Raw genomic sequence first — 18283 nt, 5'->3', positions numbered from 1 at the left:
CCGGTGACGATGGTCCCGGCCGTCATGTTTGCGACACAGCGCCGCATCGATTTGTTCAAAGACCAACACTGACGCTTACCGCGTCGACCCGAGGCAGCCCTCGGGTTGACGGGAACCGGCCGAGCTGTCTATTTTTCATGTATCCAAACGGATATAGCATAGCGTCAGCACCGGCCGGTGCGTCGGAACGGGACTTGCAAACCACCGAACCAAGCCCTTCGCGTGGGTGTGAACAAGGACAAAGTGATGAGATCGATGCGCTTCGTTACGGCCGCTGTCTGCGCGGCGGTTACCCTTCTGGCCGGCACGCATGCCTTCGCCGGCAGTGCCAACGTTGCGGTCGCCGCCAACTTTACCGAGCCGGCCAAGGAAATCGCGGGCCTGTTCAAGGCGAAGACCGGACATGAGCTGGTGCTCAGCTTCGGCGCGTCCGGGCAGTTCTACACCCAGATCAAGGAGAGCGCGCCGTTCGCCATCCTGCTCTCGGCTGACGACGAAAGGCCGAAGAAGCTGATCGATGAAGGGTTCGGCGTGCCCGAGAGCCGCTTCACCTATGCGATCGGCAAGCTCGTGCTGTGGAGCAAGGACGCGAACACGGTGAAGGGCGAGGAGACGCTCAAGGCGAACGCGTTCAACAAGCTGTCGATCGCCAATCCCGCAGCCGCGCCTTACGGCGCAGCCGCCGTCGAGACACTGAAGGCGCTGAAGCTCTACGAGACGATCCAGCCCAAGATCGTCCAGGGCAACACGATCTCGCAGGCGTTCCAGTTCGTCGACACCGGGAATGCAGAAGTCGGCTTCGTTGCGCTGTCGCAGTTGATGCCGAATGCCGGCGGGTCGCGCTGGCTGGTGCCGCAGAATCTCTATAGCGAAATCCGCCAGGATGCCGTGCTGCTGAAGGCCTCGGCCAGCAACGAGGCGGCCGTCGCATTCCTCGCCTTCCTCAAGACGCCGGAAGCGCGTGCGGTCATCGAGAAGTTCGGCTATGCTCTGGATCCGAAATCCGGCTCCTGAGCACGTCCAGCATCGATGAAAAGCCACGGATGAACCTCCACGTCTCGGCCGATATCTGGCAACCGATCCGGCTGACCCTCGAACTCGCGGCGCTCACGACCGTCATCCTGATGATTGTGGGCACGCCGATCGCGTGGTGGCTGGCGTGCTCGCGGGCGTGGTGGAAAGAGGCCGTGGCCGCGCTGGTGGCCATTCCGCTGGTGCTGCCGCCGACCGTTCTCGGCTTCTACCTGCTGGTCGCGCTGGGCCCGAGCGGTCCCGGCGGCGCGTTGGCCTCGCTGTGGGGCGCGCGTACGCTCGCTTTCACCTTCCCGGGTCTCGTCATCGGCTCGGTGCTGTTCTCGATGCCCTTCGTGGTGCAGCCGATCCGCAACGCCTTCGAGGCGATGGGTGAGAAGCCCATGGAAGCTGCGGCTACCTTGCGCGCCTCACCCTGGCGCGCGTTCTGGACCATCGCCGTACCGCTGGCGAGCCCCGGCTTCCTCACCGGCGCGATCCTCGGCTTCGCCCACACCGTGGGCGAGTTCGGCGTCGTGCTGATGATCGGCGGCAGCATCCCCGGCAAGACGAAAGTGCTGTCGGTCGCGATCTACGACTATGTCGAGACGTCGCAATGGGCCGAGGCCTCGGTGCTCGCGCTCGGCATGGTCGTGTTCTCGTTTGCCGTCATTCTCACGATGATGCTGATCGAGAAGAAGATGACGAAAAGCGCATCATGAGCACCGTCAAGGTCGACTTCAGCGGCCCGCTCGGACGCTTCGAGCTGAACGCGCGTTTCGAGGTGCCGGCCCGCGGCGTCACGGCAATCTTCGGCCCATCCGGCTGCGGCAAGACGGCGGTGATGCGCTGCATTGCCGGGCTCAATCGTCTGGACGGGCTGTGCTCCGTCGCCGGCGATGTCTGGCAGGACGAGAAGCACTTTCGTCCCGTGCATCGGCGGCCGATCGGCTATGTGTTCCAGGAAGCCAATCTGTTTCCGCACCTCTCGGTCCGGCGCAACCTGATGTACGGCCATCCCGGCGAGACAGGTACCACCGCGATCGGCTTTGACGAGGTCGTCGCGCTGCTCGGCATCGGCAGGCTGCTCGACCGCTCGCCGCGGCATCTCTCGGGCGGCGAGCGCCAGCGCGTAGCGATCGGCCGCGCGCTGCTCAGCCAGCCGAAGCTCTTGCTGATGGATGAGCCGCTGTCTGCGCTCGACCAGATGACCAAGGACGAGATCCTGCCCTATCTGGAGCGGCTGCATGCTGCGCTTGACTTGCCGATCCTCTATATCAGCCACGACATCGCCGAAGTCGAGCGGCTCGCCGATCAGTTGGTGCTGATGCGGAGCGGGACGGTCCTGGCTTCGGGGCCGCTGTCCAAGCTTCAGGCCGATCTGTCGCTGCCGCTCGCGTTGTCACGTGACGCAGCCGTGAGCCTCGATGCCACTGTCGTCAGCCAGGATGCCGCGGACGGGATGGCAACCCTCGCCGTCCCCGGCGGGCAGTTCCTGCTCCCCGCCGAGACGCTTCAGCCCGGGACCCGCCGCCGGCTTCGCGTCGTCGCGGATGACGTCAGCCTCGCGCTGGAGGCGCCGAGCCGCAGCACCATCGTCAATGTGCTGCGCGCGAAGATCCTCGAGATCCGCAGCCAGTCGGACCATCGCGTCACCGCCCTGCTCGGCCTCGGTGAGGACGGCGCCGGCGCGCGGCTGCTGTCCCGCGTGACCCAGCGTTCGTGGAACGAGCTCGGCCTGCAGGCCGGACTTGCGGTCTACGCACAGGTCAAAGGCGCCGCCCTGGTTCGCAGAGAAGATCCCCTGCCCTGACCTTGCGTGATCCGGCGTGTCGGCCACATCGCGCGTCGTGTTGTATACACGACAATATAGCATCTCATGTTATATCTTTTACAATACAGCTAAAGATGACCTCACGTTGGACGTTCTTGAGTTTCATCAATGTAACAAGGGACTTGGCCGCTCCTCGCCCATGTGGCCCGGCGCTTGCTAAATCGATCTCGCAACACGAGGTCATCAGCATGACAACCGCCGTCACCTGGCATCCGAACGCGCCCAAGCCGCTTGCGCTGGTCCTCGGCACCAACGAGATCGCCTCCGCCGTCGCGGCAAAGCTGAGCCGCGCGCACTTCGCGGTCGTGCTTTGTCACGATGCGTTCCCGCCGGTGATCCGGCGCGGCATGGCTTTTCATGACGTGCTGTTCGGCGAGGCGCGCGACGTCGACGGGATCACCGGCAACCGCGCCGACAGCATCGCAGACGTCGTCCGCATTCTTCGCGAAGCCGGCCATGTTGCGGTCACGGCCATGCATCTCACCGACATCATCGCCTTCCGTTATCCCTCGGTCATCGTCGATGCGCGCATGCAGAAGCACGTCATGACGCCGGATCTGCGCGGCGTCGCCGGCATTGCCGTCGGCGTCGGGCCGCGCTTCGCGGTCGGGCACAATTGCGACATCGCGATCGAGACGCACCCCTGCGAGACCGGTGCGATCGTGGCAGAGGGCTCCACGCGTCATGCCGACGGCAGGGCGCGGGACCTCGGCGGCGCCGGGCGTGAGCGCTTCGTCTATTCGAACCAGGACGCCATCTGGCACACCCCGTTCGATGTCGGCACACGCGTCTACAAGGGACTGCAGCTCGGCTCGCTCGGCGGCACCCCGGTGCTCTCTCCGCTCGACGGCGCGCTGCGCGGCATTGCGCGCGACGGCCTGCGCGTTCCTGCCAACGTCAAGCTGGTCGAGATCGATCCGCGCGGCCGCGGCGCAGCCTGGACCGGGACTGACGAGCGCGGTCAGGCGATCGCGGCCAGCGTCGTCTCGGCCATTCACCAGATCATGCAAACCGGTCGGAAGGCGGGCCGCGTCTCCGCCAATGTGTGAGGAGAACTGCGATGGGAAGAGCTGACGTCGAGAGCTGTCGGATCGTGGCGCTGCAGGGCGCAGCCTCCAGCGTCATCCAGGACCTGCTCGGCGAGCTTGCCGGGCGGCTGAGCACGATCGGCGTCCGTGTGGCCGGTGTGATCGAGAGCAGCGCCGACAAGTCCAAGCCGTGCAAGGCCATGATGCTGCGCAGCCTCGACGACGACAGCGTATTCTCGATCTCGCAGGATCTCGGCCCGGGATCGCAGGCCTGCAACCTCGATCCCGAAGGCCTGGCGCTCGCCTGCGCGGCCGTGCAGCGGTCGATCTCGCGCGGCACCGACGTCGTGATCCTCAGCAAGTTCGGCAAGCAGGAGGCGGCCGGCAGCGGCTTGGCCGATGCCTTCGGCTCGGCCATCGCCGCCGGGCTTCCGATCATCACCGCGGTTTCGCCTGCGATGATGGAGGCGTGGACGTCCTTTGCCGGCGTGTACGCGGAGTGCGTCTCCGTCGATATCGCGCGCAGTCCCGGCTGGGTCGAGACGTGGTCCGGCAGGATGGTGACATCGCGAGGCGCCCATGAGATGATCGACGCTTCACGCGAGCGGATCGGAATGGGATGAAGCGCGAAGCTCAGATCGCATTGACCATCAGTTTCAGCAATGGCGGCACGCTGTCGCCTGAGGATCTGCAGCTGATCGAGTTCATCCGCAAGGAACGCTCGATCCTCGGCGCGGCGCGCGCGAGCGGCATATCCTACCGCAAGTGCTGGCTGATGGTGGATGCGCTGAACCGCACCTTCGAAACGCCCGTCTTCGAGACCCATCCCGGACGCCGCGGCGGCGGCGCCGAGATCACGCCGTTCGGCGAGCGGCTGATCGCGCTGTATGGTTCGATGGAGCGGCGCACGCGCACGGCCACGGCCGCAGCGCTTGGCGAACTACAGAAGGCTACCGATCCTCGCTATCAGAAGCGGGCCAGCGGCGCGGCCGAGGCAGCTCCGAAGGCCGAACCGCGCCGGGCCCGATCGCGACGCTCTTGATCATCGCCCAGGCGGAGAGATCCGGCTCGAGCGCCAGCCGCTCGACCGACTCCAAGGTCACCAGCGCATGCAGCTTGGTGGTCCCGAGATCGAAGGTGACCCGCACATAGGGCGGATCGAGCGGCAGGATCTCCTCGATCCGGCCGGGCAGCCGGTTGGTGATCGAGACATCCATCGGCCGCGACAGCGCGATTGACACGTCGCGGGCCTCGATGGTCACCGAGACGCCGGCATCGATGGCTGCGTCGACCATCGGCACCCGCAATTCGCCGTCAGCAAAGAACAAGGTCGACATGCCGTATTGCGGATCATGCCGCAGCACCCGCGCCGGCACCGTCGTGGAGAGGACGATCGATACGGCTGACGAGGATGGGGACTGAGCGCTCATCGACGTCAGCCTTCCCCGCTCACGGCCGGTCGTGATCGTACAGCACGCGCACGCGGATCGTGCCTTCGACCGCGCGCAGCTCCGACAACAGCTCCTCGCCCTCGCCGCCGACGACGTCGGTTTCGAGCACGACATAACCGACTTCGGGATCGGTCTGCAGATATTGCGCGAGGATGTTGATGTTGTGCCGCGACACCGCCTCGTTGACCTGCCGCAGCACGCCAGGGACGTTGCGGTGGACGTGGATGAAGCGGGTGCCCGTCGGCCGCGCCGGCAACTGCACCTGCGGGAAGTTCACCGCACCAAAGGTCGAGCCAACGTCGGAATAGTCGATCAGCTTGCGCGCGACCTCGCCACCGATGCGATCCTGCGCCTCCTCGGTGGAGCCGCCGACATGCGGGGTCAGGATGACGTTGGGCAGGCCCTGCAGCGGCGAGACGAACGGATCGGCGTTCGAGGCCGGCTCGACCGGGAACACGTCGACGGCGGCGCCCGAGAGCTTGCCCTCGCGCAGCGCGCTCGCCAGCGCGTCGATGTCGACCACCGTGCCACGCGAATTGTTGATCAGATAGGCGCCGTCCTTCATGTGCCGGATCTGGCGCTCGCCGATCATGTTGGCGGTCGCCGGTGTCTCGGGCACGTGCAGCGAGACGACGTCGCTCGTTGCCAGCAGTTCGTCCAGGCTCTCGACCGGCTCGGTATTGCCATGGCGCAGCTTGTCGGTGAGATCGAAGAAGATCACCCGCATGCCCATCGCTTCGGCGAGGTTCGACAGCTGCGAGCCGATATTGCCGTAGCCGATGATGCCGAGCGTCTTGCCGCGCACCTCGCGGCTGCCATTGGCCGACTTGTCCCAGCCGCCGGCATGCGCCGACACCGAGCGCGGGAAGATCCGCCGCATCAGCATCACCACCTCGGCGATCGTCAGCTCGGCGACGCTGCGCGTATTCGAATAGGGCGCGTTGAACACGGGGATGCCGAGCCGCTTGGCGGCATCGAGATCGACCTGGTTGGTGCCGACCGAGAAGCAGCCCACCGCCATGAGGCGATCGGCCGCCTGCAAGACATCGGCGGTCAGATTGGTCCGCGAGCGAATGCCGAGCATGTGCACGCCCGACAGCATGCGCTTCAATTCCGCAGAGCCGAGCGCCTTGGGCAGCCGTTCGACCTCGGTATAGCCGCTGGCCTCGAACATGCGGACAGCCGAATCGTTCACGCCCTCAAGGAGCAGAACGCGGATCTTTTGCTTGGGCAGCGAGAGCGGCATGGGCCTGGCCTGAATCAGTCGTGGGTGTGGCGTAGTGTAGCGGTTGTTACAGTCGCGATGCGTTGAAACTTGGTGAATGCGACGCGGCACGAGCGCTTTCTGTCGCTTTCTCAGGGTCTTGTCCACTCCGCAACGGCGTTTTCAGCGGCGATGCAAAATCAGCGCCTGGCATAACGAATTCATGCGCTTCTTGCGGCGCAACAACCGCAGATCGTTGTTTTGTGTGCTGACAAACCCTGCGAGCAAGGCTAGCCTTTCGGGCAATCACAAAATCATCGGGAGGTCAGCATGTCAGACGGGTTGGTCGAGGCAGGCACGCACGAATCGACTCAGGGCGAAACCCAGACGGTCGACGTTGCCGTCGTCGGCGCCGGATTTGCGGGATTGTACCTGCTGCATCGGCTGCGCAAGGCGGGTTTCTCGGCCGTGGCGCTCGATACCGCCCACGATGTCGGCGGCACCTGGTATTGGAACCGCTATCCCGGCGCGCGCTGCGACATCCAGACCGTCGATTACGGCTACACTTTCGATCCCGAGCTCGAAACCGCCTGGCAATGGTCGGAGAGATACGCCACCCAGCCGGAGATCCTGCGCTATCTCGGCTTCGTCGCCGATCGCTACGACCTGCGCCGCGACATCCGCTTCGGCACCCGCGTGCTCGGAGCCGCCTGGGACGAAGGCCAAGAGCGCTGGCTGCTGACGACCGACAACGGCCCCGCCGTGTCCTGCCGCCACTACATCATGGCCACCGGCTGCCTGTCGCAGCCGAAGCCGCCGGAAATCGACGGCGTGCACGACTTCAAGGGTGAGATCTATTTCACCGGCCGCTGGCCGCATGACGGCGTCGACCTCCGGGGCAAGCGCGTCGCCGTGATCGGCACCGGTTCGTCCGCCATCCAGTCGATCCCGATCATCGCTGAGCAGGCGGCGCAGCTGACTGTATTTCAAAGGACGCCGAACTTCGCGCTACCCGCGCACAACGGCCCGCTGCCGGCCGATCGCGCCGCGCAGCTCGCACAGGATCGCGCCGGCCTGCGCGAGCAGGCGCGCTGGTCGATGACCGGCGTGCCTATCCCGCCGGCCACCGAGTTCAGCTGGGCGCTGAGCGAAGCCGAGCGCCGCGAGCGGTTCGAGAAGATGTGGGCATCCGGCGATCTCGTCGGCATGCTGACGCAGCTTTGGGCCGACCAGGGCGTCGACGCCGACGGCAACGCCCTGCTCGCCGATCTCATCCGCGAGAAGATCCGCGAGATCGTCAAGGACCCCGAAACCGCCGAAGCGCTTACGCCCCACGATCACCCCTTCGGTGCCAAGCGTCCGTGCCTCGACACCAACTACTACGCGACGTTCAATCGCCCGAACGTGACACTGGTGAACCTACGCAAGGAGCCGATCGCGTCGATCACCACTGGCGCCATCAAGACCGACAAGCGCAGCTTCGACGTCGACGTCATCGTGTTCGCGACCGGCTTCGATGCCATGACCGGCGCGATCCGCGCGATTCATCCGATCAAGGGCCGCGGCGGCAAGTCGCTCGACGCCAGCTGGGCGAATGGCCCGGAGACCTATCTCGGTCTCACGGTCGCCGGCTTCCCGAACCTGTTCCTCATCACAGGCCCCGGCAGCCCCTCGGTGCTGTCGAACATGGCGGTGTCGATCGAGCAGCATGTCGACTTCGTTGTCGATCGTCTGGCCGCAATGCGCGATGCCGGCTTTACGACCATCGAGCCCACAGAGACGGCGCAGAACGGCTGGATGCGCCACATGGCGGACTGCTCCACAGTGACGCTGCACCGGCTCGCAAACACCTGGTACACGGGCGCCAACGTGCCTGGCAAGCCGCAGACCCTGATGCCGTATACCGGCGGCGTCGGACCCTATCGCGGTATCTGCAACGAGATCGTGAAGCGCGGGATGCTCGGCTTCAAACTCACGGGTCCGGACGGCGCGACCCAGTGCAACGACGGCGAGATCGTGAAGCTGCAGCCGGATGTGCGGCTGGTGCTGAACATGCTCACCGAGATGAACCTGCCGCCGATCGAATCGATGGGCGCGCAAGGTGCACGCGACTTCATCGCCGAGTTCAACAAGGCCCGGCCGCCCGGACGCCCCGTGGGCGAGGTGAAGGACGGCACGCTGCCGGGCGCGGAGGGTCCCCTCGCCTACCGCCTGTATCGTCCGGCGACGCCTGGCCCGCATCCGATCGTCGTTTACTTCCACGGCGGCGGCTGGGTGCTCGGCGACGAGCAGTCGGACGATCCGTTCTGCCGCGACATGTGCCGCCGCTCCAACATGATCTTCGTCAGCGTCAACTATCGCCACGCGCCCGAGCATCGTTTCCCGGCGGCGGCCGAGGACGGCTACGCGGCGGCGAAGTGGGTCTCCGAGCACGCCGCAGAGCTTGGCGGCCGCGAGGGCCCGGTGCTGGTCGCAGGCTGGAGCGCCGGCGGCAACATCGCCGCCGTCACCTGCCAATTGGCGCGCGATCGCGGCGGGCCCGCCATCGGCGGCCAGCTGCTGGTGTGCCCGGTCACCGATTGCAGCTTCGATCGTCCATCCTACACCGAGAACGCGGCCGGCTACTTCCTGACACGCGGGCTGATGTTCTGGTTCTGGGACATCTACTGCTCGCCGGCGGACCGGACCGACCCGCGGGTGTCGCCGCTGCGCGGTCAGCTGAAGGGGCTGCCGCCGGCCTACATCGTCACCTGCGAATTCGATCCGCTGCGTGATGAGGGCATCGCCTATGCCGAGGCGCTGGCTGCCGCGGGCGTACCGGTCGGCCAGCTCAAGGCGCGCGGGCACTTCCACTCGTCCTTCACGATGGTCGACGTGGTCATCACCGGCGTCGGCGGCCGCATGCAGATGGCCGAGGCGTTGCAGGCGTTCACACAGTCGGGTGACGACAGCAGTTCGCTGGAGATCAACGCCGCCGCGAGCTAACGCGACCACCGGCCTTCGGACTTGCGGAAGGCTGCAGGTCTTTCCGCAAGCGCGGTCGCGGCACGACACAGAGCCGGTAAGCAGCCGGATGTTTCGGCCGGCAGCCGATGGGCCGCGTGCAGCAGGGCGCGCGCCGCGCGTGCTGGATCCGCACCGACTCGGTGCAAGCGCTCCAGCGTCGCCGCGATGCGCCGCTGGGCGCGCGGCGACGCCATGCGCGCGCCAAGCGCGCCGAGTTGCTCGATCGCCTGGCCGACATACAGAAGGGCCAGCGCATCCTCGGCCAAGCGCGCCGGCGAGTAGGATGCGCGCTCGCCCCAATAGGTCGCGAGCAGGATGCGATGGTGAAGCAGCGCGCGCCATGTTTTGCGCCGGTCCGGTCGCAGGGCGCTCGCAGCGAGATGTTCGAGATCGTCGATCATCGAATATCTGACCGCCTCGTACCGCCGACGGCTGTCGACGGGGTAGATCAGGCGAAAGGCGATCAGCGCGGCCACCGGTCCGACAACCACGGCAAGACTGGCCATCAGCGAATGCACGAGGCTCATGGTCTGCGGCCACACCGGTTGCAGCATCAGCAGCAGCACCATGTTGATGTCGAACGCCATGCGCTCGGTCCGGCGATGAGCGTAGAGCGGCGCGCCAAGCAGGATGAACGGGACCATCGCCACGACCAGCCCGAACGATCCAGCCGCAAATGGCCAGACCAGCCATCGGCAGATCAGGCCGAGCATTGCACCGATCACTTGCCCGACAAGCACATGGCGCAGGGTCGCGACCGGATTCTCGAATGTCGAGAAGATCGAGAGCATGATGGCGGTCCCGAGCATCATGAAGCCGCCCATCTCCCAGCCGGTCACGAGCCAGATCACGCCGGTCGCCGACATCGCGGCGAAGGCGCGGACCATCGCGCGGCGTGCCAGCAGCCACTCGCGATGGAGCAGTGGATCAGCGGCGGAAGAGCCGTCGAGATCGTCGAGACGTCTCGTCGCTGCATTCAGTTCGCCCAGGACCGCCGTCAGTGCACTGTTCGGATCCGTAGCGGCCTCAACATCATACAGCCGCTGGAGCGCCTCCGCGGGGTCAGCGGCCGGGGACGTCTCCATCGTCGTCGCCGCGGCCCCCGCGGTTGCTTCGATCGCGCGGCTTTCATCCGAGCGCAGCCACAACGCGGCGGACACCTGCGCCGACAGCAGGGCGCGCATCTGCCGGACCAGCCTTCGGCGCCTGCGCGAGCCGGCGCCGTGCAGGTCGAGCGTGCCCTCGAGCGTCGCAATATCCGACAGGATCGACTGCTGCCGATCTTCCGAGACCGGCGCCCCGCGCCGTCGCGCGATGAGGTCGGCAGCCAGCCGCCCGCTGAGCAGCCGCGCCTTTTCCAGCAGCGAGATGTCGTCACCCGGCGCGGCGAACAGCAGCCCGATCAGCAACGCCGCGAGGATGCCCACGGAAACCGTCAGCACGCGATCGGCACCCAGGGCCAGCACATGCTCGGGATGAGCCGAATCGAGCAGCGCCACCATCGCGGCCGAATATCCCGAAAGCATCGCCGCATAGGATGCGTAGCCGCGGACGAGGTTGCCGGCAAAGGCGCACACGCCGATCCACAGTGAGATCCCGATCACGAGCACGATGGGATCGCCCTGCGAGACGCGCATCAAGATCATGCCGAAGAGGGCGCCGATCACGGTGCCGCCGAACCGAGCCGCGCTCTTCTCCAGGAGGTGTCCGCGCAGCGGCTGCGACGCCGCCCACACGGTCATCGCCGACCATTGCGGATGTTCGAGCCCGGCCAGCCAGGCGGCGGCCAGCGCGAGACAGGCTGCGATCGCGGTCCTGAAACCGAACGCAAGCTTGGGACCGTCAAAGCCGAGCCGCGGCATGATCGACGTCATGATATGGTTTCGTCCGGATCGGCGAGGCGGCGCTCGATCCGCTCGAAGACGTCGAGGGTCGATTGCAATTGCCTGTCGTTGATGTCTCTCAGCATCGCGATCTCGGCATCCTGCAGGATGCGATAGACGGACGTCAGCACGCGCCGCCCCTTGGTGGTGAGAAAGACCAGCCGCGACCGGCGGTCCGTCGGGGAGACCCGACGCTCGATCAGCCCGCCCTCGCTGAGCTTGTCGAGCAGCCGCACGAGGCTCGATCCATCGATTCCGCAGCGGGCCGCGAGCTCGTTCTGGGTAATGCCGTCGCCGGACCGATCGAGGTGCACCAGCGGCGGCCAAGCCGCGTCCGACAATCCAAGCGCATCCATGCGCTCATCGAGCGCCCGCCGCCACCGGCGGGCCAGGCCGACGAGCGCAAAACCGAAGCGCAGGCGCGCGGTGGGGTCAGACGTTGCCATCGGCCAATTGATTGAACTCAAATCGTTTGAATTCAAGTCATTTTGGCGGGTCAAGGCTGAGGAACGGCTCTGCTTCCCGCGCATGCCGACGATATGTCAGCGGCTCGCCCAGCCGGAGACCGGCCGGATCGGCCTGAATCAGGCTTGCTGCATCAGGGCGTCGTCATAGGCCCGGATCGAGGCCAGCGCCGTGACCCCGACGTCGTCAGGCCGCATACCGGGCTTGTACAGGCTCGAACCAAGCCCGAATGCGCGCACGCCGACAGCAACGTAGCCGGCCAGATTCTTCTCGGACACGCCCCCGACGGCTCCGACTACGACGCCCTTCGGCAACACGGCGAGCTGGGCCGCGATGCCGGACGGGCCGAGCACGGACGCCGGGAAATACTTCAAGGCCGATGCGCCGCAGCGCAGCGCAAGAAACGCTTCGGTCGGCGTGAACACGCCCGGCATGGTCACCATGTCGTAGGCCTGCGCGGTCGCGAGCACCTCCGCATCGACATTCGGGCTGACCATCAACCGCCCGCCCGCCTCCGCGACGCGCACGCAATCCGGCGCACTCACGACCGTCCCCGCGCCGATCAGGCTGTCATTGCCGAACCGCCGGGCAAGGCGTCCGATCGAGACGAACGGATCCGGCGAGTTGAGCGGCACCTCGATCATCTCGAAGCCGGCCTCGATCAGGACCTCGACAATGCCCTCGCACTCCTCGGGCCTGATCCCGCGGAGGATCGCAACGAGAGACCGCTTCACCGGCGGCCAGGCAACGGATTGTGTCATCGGAAGCGCGCTCCCCAGATTTTCCCGGCGGCCTTGATCAGTCCGCGGCGTGACGCCTGCTCGGCATCATAGTCGTCGACATCGAAACCGGCCGCGCTCAACGCGCCGCGATAGAGAGCGCCAAGTCGGCCGGAGCCGATCAACCGGAGCGGACGATCCGCGCCGAATTGCGCGCGGGCGTCGGCGATCTCATGACCGATCAGCAGACCCGACAGCCGGGCAGCGCCATCGGGACGCTGCTCGAAACCGAGCAGTTGTGCCGCGCGAAGCCGAAACAGCGCGCCGGTCAGGGCGGTCGGTGCCGCCAAAGCCGTCGCGAGTCCAGCGCGAAATGGGGCGCCGTCCTCGGCCTGCGAGCCACCGGGCTCGACGGCGTGCATCAGGATGCTGTGCTGAGAGATCACAGCGAACAGCTCACCTGTCATGTAGGTCGCAAATTCGACCACGGCGCCGGCCTCGATCCGGATCCATTTGCTGTGGGTGCCGGGAATGCAGACGAGGCCGGAGAAAGCGGGCTCGGTGACGCCGAGCAGTTGCGTCTCCTCGCCGCGCATGACATCGGGCCGATCGGCGCGCGCCTGGGCGAGTCCGGGCAGGATTCGGACATCGCCGTCCGTGTTCACGCTGACAGCACCGTCGTGCAGAGCATCGAGCCGCGTCGGCGTGTGCAGATAGGGCGCCTCGACCCAGCCTTGCCGCGCGCCGGCCATGCCGCAGATCAGGACGGGCAGGTCGCCCGGTGCGCCGAGCTTGTGGAGATGATGGTGCAGCACCGGCGCAAAGCCTGACGTCGCACAATGCAACATGCCCTCGCTGCCGCGCGTCTCCGCAAGCTCTGTGCCGTCCGCGGCCATCAGCCAGGCACGGAAGCTGGAGGTTCCCCAGTCGACGGCGACGAAGGCCGCATGGGACGTATCTGCCGAGCTCATCGTTCCTCGTCGGCCGGGCTGCGACACCGCGAAACGTCGGTGTGGGTGACGCCAGCCCTATAGGCATGATATGGGCCGCCGACAAGCGTGACATCGCGGTCGCGCGACGCCGCCCGAGCTCTCGCGTTCCCCTGGGGCGTCGTGCTCATCCCCTCCCGCGTGCCCCGCGCCCGCACCGCCGGATCTCATCGATGACAGTCTCCGCCCCCCGCGCGGCGCAGCTCGCGACCCGCCTCGCCTTCTTCGTCGCCGGCTTCGGCATCGCCTGCTGGGCGCCGCTGGTGCCGTTCGCCAAGCAGCGTCTGGCGGTGGACGACGCCACGCTCGGGCTGCTGCTGCTGTCGCTTGGCGTCGGTTCGGTGGCATCGATGCTGGCTGCGGGCGTGCTGAGCGCGCGCTATGGCAGCAAGCCGGTGGTGATCGTCAGCGGCTTTGCCCTCGCTCTCCTGTTGCCTCCGCTCGCGATCGCCGCCACCCCGGTCTCGCTGGCGCTGGCGCTGTTCGCCTTCGGCGCGGCGCTCGGCTCGCTCGACGTCTCCGTGAACATCCAGGCCATCGAGGTGGAGCGGCTCAGCGAGCGGCCGCTGATGTCCGGCTTTCATGCGCAATTCAGTATCGGCGGCTTTGCCGGTTCCGGCGTGATGACGGCACTGCTGGCGCTCGAGGTCGCCCCGCTGCCGGGCACACTCGCCTGCGCCACGCTCGCGCTCGCCGCGATGGTGCTCGCAACGCCGCGTCTCCTCGCCGGCAAGCCGGCGCAGGCCGGCCCCCTGCTTGTCGTGCCGCATGGCGCGGTGCTGCTGCTGGCGGCGCTTGCCGCGATCATGTTCCTGGTCGAAGGCGCCATGCTCGACTGGAGCGCACTGCTGCTGAGCGGCTCCGGCCGCCTGCCGGCTGCGCAGGCCGGGCTCGGCTACATCATGTTCTCAATCGCCATGACCGCCGGGCGCCTTGCAGGTGATGCCGTGGTCGCGCGCATCGGCGACCGCGCGACATTGCTGTGGGGAAGCGTGCTGGCCATCGCCGGTTTCGTCGTGCTGCTCAGCGTTCCCTCCATCATCGCCGCGATGTTCGGCTTCGCCCTGATCGGCCTGGGCGCCTCCAATCTCGTCCCGGTACTGTTCCGCCGGGCCGGTGCACAGTCCGCGATGCCCGTCGGTCTTGCGGTCGCGGCGGTCACCACCGCCGGCTATTCCGGCGTGCTGCTCGGCCCTGCCGGCATCGGCTTCGTCGCGGCGGCCACCAGCCTGACGGCCGCGTTCTGGGGACTAGCCGCGCTGCTTGTCATCGTGCTCGCGAGCGCGCCGTTGGTCGCAAGGGCACCGCAATAGGAACGAGCCGCGAGGCGACGCTTTGGTCCGCATCAAATGCATTGGCCAAGGAGCAGAACCATGCGCGCACTCAACATCATCACACTCCTCCTCGTGATCGTCGGAGGATTGAACTGGGGCCTCGTCGGCCTGTTCGATTTCGATCTCGTCACCGCGATCTTCGGCAACGGCGCCGCCGAGACCGCGACCTCGTCTCCGATCGCACGGATCGTCTACATCCTCGTGGCACTCTCGGCGATCTATCAGATCGGCATGCTGGTGCGGCTGTCGTCGGCACGCAGCGACGTCGTCTATCGCTGAGCACAGGGGATGGTGCGCCGGCGACGGACGATCATGTCTCGGCCGGCGCCGATCCCCCCAACTCGCGCTCGCTCATCTCTCGGAAGCGATGAGCGGTCTGCGGCTTCACGAACAGCGTCGCGATGACCGGATGGCGAGCACGCAGCTCAGTCTCGATCGCGACGACGGCGCGCTCGATATCGTCGGCGCGCAGCTCATCGGCAAACTCGATGCTGAGCGCGACCACGACCTGTTGCGGCGACAGCTGTACCGTGAGCAGGCCGTTGGCCGCGCGCACGCCTGCCGACGTCCGTGCGATCTCCAGCACCGAGCTTGCCAGCTCCGGATCCGCCGGCTCGCCGATCAGGAGGCTCTTGCTCTCACGCGCGAGGACGATGGACGTCCCGGCCAGCACCAGCCCGATCAGGATCGAGCCGATGCCGTCCCAGGCCGGCTCGTCGAACGTCACCGCCGCAGCGGTCGCCGCAGCCGCGATGACGATGCCGATCAGTGCCGCACTGTCTTCGAACACCACCATGAAGGCCGGCGGATCCTTGCTGCGCCGGAACGCCTCGATGTAGGACAGCTCCGGGGCCGAGGCGCGAAAGCGCTTGACCGCCACCCCCCAGGAGCCTGCTTCGAAAATGAAGGACAGGCCGAGCACGACATAACTGACCGTGGGGCTCTCGATCGGCTCCGGCTGCATCAGATGCGCGACGCCTTCATACAGCGAGACCCCAGCGCCGAGCGCAAACAGCAGCAGCGCAACGATGAAGCTCCAGAAGTACAGCTCGCGCCCATGGCCGAGCGGATGCTTTCGATCGGGCGGGCGGGCGGCGCGATAGAAGCCATACAGCAGGACGAGCTCGTTCGAGGTGTCGACCACGGAGTGGATGGCCTCGCTCATCATGGCCGAGCTGCCCGTCCAGACCGCGGCTGCGATCTTGGTGCAGGCGACGAGCAAATTCCCGGCGAGTGCGGCGTACACCGAGACCTTCGAATCCGTGTTCGCCGCCATTGCCCGCCTGCTTGTCCCGTTGTCGACGCCGCGAGAACGCGGCCTTGCCGCATCGGGTTCCCTTGCGCGTTCCGGCGGAACGGCGCAGCATCGGACGGTAAAGCGGAGGGTCGATTGTGAGCGGCGAAAGTCTAACGGACGAGACCAGACCTGCTGATGCAGAAGAACGCGATGCGCATTTCCTCCGCCACAGCTTTGCCGTCGCGCGCCGCTCCCTGGCGCATGGCAACCACCCCTTCGCTGCCATTCTCGTCGACGCCGGCGGCCGTGTGCTGATCGAAGCCGAGAACGGCTACATGCCGTCCCGAGATGCCACCGCGCATGCCGAGCGGCTGGTCGCGACGCAGGCCTGCACCTCGCTCGAACCGGAGACTCGGGCTGCAGCCACGCTGTATTCCTCGGCCGAACCCTGTGCGATGTGCGCCGGCGCGATCTACTGGGCTGGCATCGGCCGTGTCGTCTATGGCCTGAGCGAGCGGCGGCTGCGCGACTTCACCGGCAACCATCCGGAAAATCCGACCCTCGACCTGCCATGCCGTGACGTGTTCGCCAGCGGGCAGCGCGCCACGGAGGTCGTCGGGCCGCTGCTGGAGAACGAGGCGGCCGCGCTCCACGTCGGCGTCTGGGACAAATGATCTCTCAGAAGGAGAACGCCGCGACGATTGCCGCGGCGCTCAGAAGATCGACAGTCGATCAGAACTTGACGGTCACACCCGAGTAAAGCGACGACTCGGTGCAAGCGCCCGTGCTGACACGATTGCCCCCAGCCCCGGCGACCGAGCAACCGACAGCATTGTTGTGGTCGAGGCCGAACTTGTTCTGCCAGTAGCGATAGGCGACCCAGACATCGACCATGTGGCTGTACTTGTCGCCCCACATCGCCTTGGACGCATCCAGCGTCAGGCGGATCGGCTCGGAGTTGAACTCGATCTTCGTCGGATAGACGCCGTTGGCGACACTGGCCGGCAGCGGCTCGGCGTCGGTGCCCTTCTTGCCATACCAGCCAGCGCGGCCCGAAATCGAGAAGAACTGCATGCTCTCCGGCAGGAAGCCAAGATCCATGTAGTAGTTGGTCTCGACCGCCCAGGTCGGCTTGAACTTGGTGTTGCCGTCGACGATGCAGGGATTCGACCAGCCCGCACCACACTGCGTGAAGGAATTGTGGTTAGCGAACTCCCAGTACATCAGTGGCGCGACGTTGAAATAGCCCTTGTAGGGCAGGTTGAACGCGAACTGCAGACCGGCGACGACGTCACGCTTGGCGGCGCCGAAATAGCGGTTCTCGGTGTTGGCATCCATGCCCACTTCGAACGAGATGTTCTGCAGCGGGCCAACCGTGAAGGCCTTGGTGTTGAAGATCTGGTTCCAGCCGAAGGTCGAGCGGAACAGGCCATAGATCTCGGTGGCGCCGGCGCAGGTCGCCGGCGTGAACGCGAAGCCGGCATTGGGCGAGACGATGCCGCCGGTCTGCGTGCATGGCCCGGCCGGGTCGTTGTGGTCAGACTTGAACAGCGAGATGGTGAAGAAGTTGGTGCCGTAGCCCCAGACGTCGAAATGGGTGAACGAGTAGACCTGCTTGGCCGTGTTCGGGTCGAAGCCGCCGTTGGGCTTCACGCTCCACGCGCCCGGCTGAACCGCGTTGAAGATGTAGGAGTAGCTGACGCGGTTGTCGACGACGAGAAAGAACGGCACGTCGGCCGGCGCCTTCTTGGCGATGGCCTTGGCCGGCAGATCGGCGGCGCCGGCGACACCGACCGAAGTCAGCGCGGCCGCGCCGAGCGCAATGGCAGCCACGATGGATTGACGAAACGACATTTCAACACCCCCAGTTAACAGCGCCGATTCCCGACTTGCCTTGCACAGTTGCGCCGTTCCTGAGGTCCGAGAAGCCTCAACTTTCTCCAGGCCTTGCTCGCGGTTTGACCAAAGTTCCGCCTTGTTGAACCACGTCGCGGCCGACCTGCCCGCGGGGCGTGAGACGATTCGCCGCGCGGCAATCGCGGCGGAATCCGATCTTCGCGCTTCACATTGCTGAGTTTTTCCGAAACGCGGCAGCGCCGGATTTGCGACCTTTGCGCCCGCC

At 66.4% G+C, this 18283-nt stretch carries 18 protein-coding genes; 10 read left to right on the top strand and 8 right to left on the bottom strand.

The features are described 5' to 3' along the window. The first annotated feature begins 246 nt into the window (after positions 1 to 246). The 6 genes from modA to ACQR0Z_RS12785 all read left to right on the top strand — a co-directional run bounded on the left by modA (position 247) and on the right by ACQR0Z_RS12785 (position 4915). Positions 247 to 1014: a molybdate ABC transporter substrate-binding protein gene (gene modA, locus ACQR0Z_RS12810; RefSeq protein WP_434918854.1), complete on the top strand. Its 768-nt coding sequence runs from the start codon at positions 247 to 249 to the stop codon at positions 1012 to 1014. A gap of 29 nt (positions 1015 to 1043) precedes the next feature. Next, positions 1044 to 1733 carry a molybdate ABC transporter permease subunit gene (gene modB / locus ACQR0Z_RS12805; protein WP_434918853.1) on the top strand — a complete coding sequence of 230 codons (690 nt, stop codon included), beginning with the start codon at positions 1044 to 1046 and terminating at the stop codon, positions 1731 to 1733. Then, a complete protein-coding gene (modC, locus tag ACQR0Z_RS12800; RefSeq protein ID WP_434918852.1) occupies positions 1730 to 2824 on the top strand; it encodes a molybdenum ABC transporter ATP-binding protein in 1095 nt (364 codons plus the stop codon). Before modB ends, modC begins: the two co-directional genes overlap by 4 nt. Positions 2825 to 3033: 209 nt before the next feature. Then, positions 3034 to 3894 (top strand): xanthine dehydrogenase, encoded by an 861-nt coding sequence (locus ACQR0Z_RS12795; protein ID WP_434918851.1) that lies wholly within the window; start codon positions 3034 to 3036, stop codon positions 3892 to 3894. A gap of 11 nt (positions 3895 to 3905) precedes the next feature. After that, positions 3906 to 4496: a DUF2478 domain-containing protein gene (locus ACQR0Z_RS12790; protein ID WP_434918850.1), complete on the top strand. Its 591-nt coding sequence runs from the start codon at positions 3906 to 3908 to the stop codon at positions 4494 to 4496. Then, positions 4493 to 4915, top strand: a complete 423-nt coding sequence (locus tag ACQR0Z_RS12785; protein ID WP_434918849.1) for a winged helix-turn-helix domain-containing protein — start codon at positions 4493 to 4495, stop codon at positions 4913 to 4915. Before ACQR0Z_RS12790 ends, ACQR0Z_RS12785 begins: the two co-directional genes overlap by 4 nt. On the opposite strand, the gene ACQR0Z_RS12780 is transcribed toward ACQR0Z_RS12785, so the two are convergent. Both ACQR0Z_RS12780 and serA read right to left on the bottom strand, forming a co-directional pair. Beyond that, on the bottom strand, positions 4824 to 5303 hold the full coding sequence (locus ACQR0Z_RS12780) for a TOBE domain-containing protein (RefSeq protein WP_434918848.1): 480 nt from the start codon (positions 5301 to 5303) through the stop codon (positions 4824 to 4826). The two genes, ACQR0Z_RS12785 and ACQR0Z_RS12780, sit on opposite strands and share 92 nt — an antisense overlap. 19 nt (positions 5304 to 5322) lie before the next feature. Next, the gene (gene serA, locus ACQR0Z_RS12775; RefSeq protein ID WP_434918847.1) at positions 5323 to 6570 is read right to left on the bottom strand and encodes a phosphoglycerate dehydrogenase; all 1248 of its coding nucleotides are present in this window, start codon (positions 6568 to 6570) and stop codon (positions 5323 to 5325) included. Between the two features lie 288 nt (positions 6571 to 6858). On the opposite strand from serA, the gene ACQR0Z_RS12770 reads away from it, so the two are divergent. Further along, positions 6859 to 9513 (top strand): flavin-containing monooxygenase, encoded by a 2655-nt coding sequence (locus ACQR0Z_RS12770; RefSeq protein WP_434918846.1) that lies wholly within the window; start codon positions 6859 to 6861, stop codon positions 9511 to 9513. Here ACQR0Z_RS12770 and ACQR0Z_RS12765 read toward each other — a convergent pair. The 4 genes from ACQR0Z_RS12765 to ACQR0Z_RS12750 are packed head-to-tail and all read right to left on the bottom strand — an operon-like array spanning position 9510 to position 13572. After that, positions 9510 to 11396, bottom strand: a complete 1887-nt coding sequence (locus ACQR0Z_RS12765; RefSeq protein ID WP_434919302.1) for an FUSC family protein — start codon at positions 11394 to 11396, stop codon at positions 9510 to 9512. The two genes, ACQR0Z_RS12770 and ACQR0Z_RS12765, sit on opposite strands and share 4 nt — an antisense overlap. 8 nt (positions 11397 to 11404) lie before the next feature. Next, positions 11405 to 11947 carry a MarR family winged helix-turn-helix transcriptional regulator gene (locus ACQR0Z_RS12760; protein ID WP_434918845.1) on the bottom strand — a complete coding sequence of 181 codons (543 nt, stop codon included), beginning with the start codon at positions 11945 to 11947 and terminating at the stop codon, positions 11405 to 11407. Positions 11948 to 12001: 54 nt separating this feature from the next. Then, entirely contained in the window at positions 12002 to 12643 is a 642-nt protein-coding gene (locus ACQR0Z_RS12755) for a 2-dehydro-3-deoxy-6-phosphogalactonate aldolase (protein ID WP_434918844.1), read from the bottom strand. Continuing rightward, a complete protein-coding gene (locus ACQR0Z_RS12750; RefSeq protein WP_434918843.1) occupies positions 12640 to 13572 on the bottom strand; it encodes a 2-dehydro-3-deoxygalactonokinase in 933 nt (310 codons plus the stop codon). The genes ACQR0Z_RS12755 and ACQR0Z_RS12750 overlap by 4 nt, the downstream gene beginning before the upstream one ends. Before the next feature lie 191 nt (positions 13573 to 13763). Here ACQR0Z_RS12750 and ACQR0Z_RS12745 point away from each other — a divergent pair, with 191 nt between their 5' ends. After that, positions 13764 to 14903, top strand: a complete 1140-nt coding sequence (locus ACQR0Z_RS12745) for an MFS transporter (protein ID WP_434918842.1) — start codon at positions 13764 to 13766, stop codon at positions 14901 to 14903. Positions 14904 to 14963: 60 nt separating this feature from the next. Continuing rightward, positions 14964 to 15203: a DUF378 domain-containing protein gene (locus ACQR0Z_RS12740; protein WP_006612838.1), complete on the top strand. Its 240-nt coding sequence runs from the start codon at positions 14964 to 14966 to the stop codon at positions 15201 to 15203. Between the two features lie 31 nt (positions 15204 to 15234). On the opposite strand, the gene ACQR0Z_RS12735 is transcribed toward ACQR0Z_RS12740, so the two are convergent. Then, a complete protein-coding gene (locus ACQR0Z_RS12735; protein WP_434918841.1) occupies positions 15235 to 16200 on the bottom strand; it encodes a cation diffusion facilitator family transporter in 966 nt (321 codons plus the stop codon). A 116-nt stretch (positions 16201 to 16316) separates the two neighbouring features. On the opposite strand from ACQR0Z_RS12735, the gene ACQR0Z_RS12730 reads away from it, so the two are divergent. Next, a complete protein-coding gene (locus ACQR0Z_RS12730) occupies positions 16317 to 16835 on the top strand; it encodes a nucleoside deaminase (RefSeq protein ID WP_434918840.1) in 519 nt (172 codons plus the stop codon). 58 nt (positions 16836 to 16893) lie between these two features. Here ACQR0Z_RS12730 and ACQR0Z_RS12725 read toward each other — a convergent pair whose 3' ends face one another. Then, on the bottom strand, positions 16894 to 18015 hold the full coding sequence (locus tag ACQR0Z_RS12725; RefSeq protein WP_434918839.1) for a hypothetical protein: 1122 nt from the start codon (positions 18013 to 18015) through the stop codon (positions 16894 to 16896). Positions 18016 to 18283 lie beyond the last annotated feature (268 nt).

The sequence above is a fragment of the Bradyrhizobium sp. HKCCYLS3077 genome (genome assembly GCF_051167555.1).
Lineage (GTDB): Bacteria > Pseudomonadota > Alphaproteobacteria > Rhizobiales > Xanthobacteraceae > Bradyrhizobium.
This window is presented reverse-complemented; position numbering and strand designations above follow the sequence as displayed.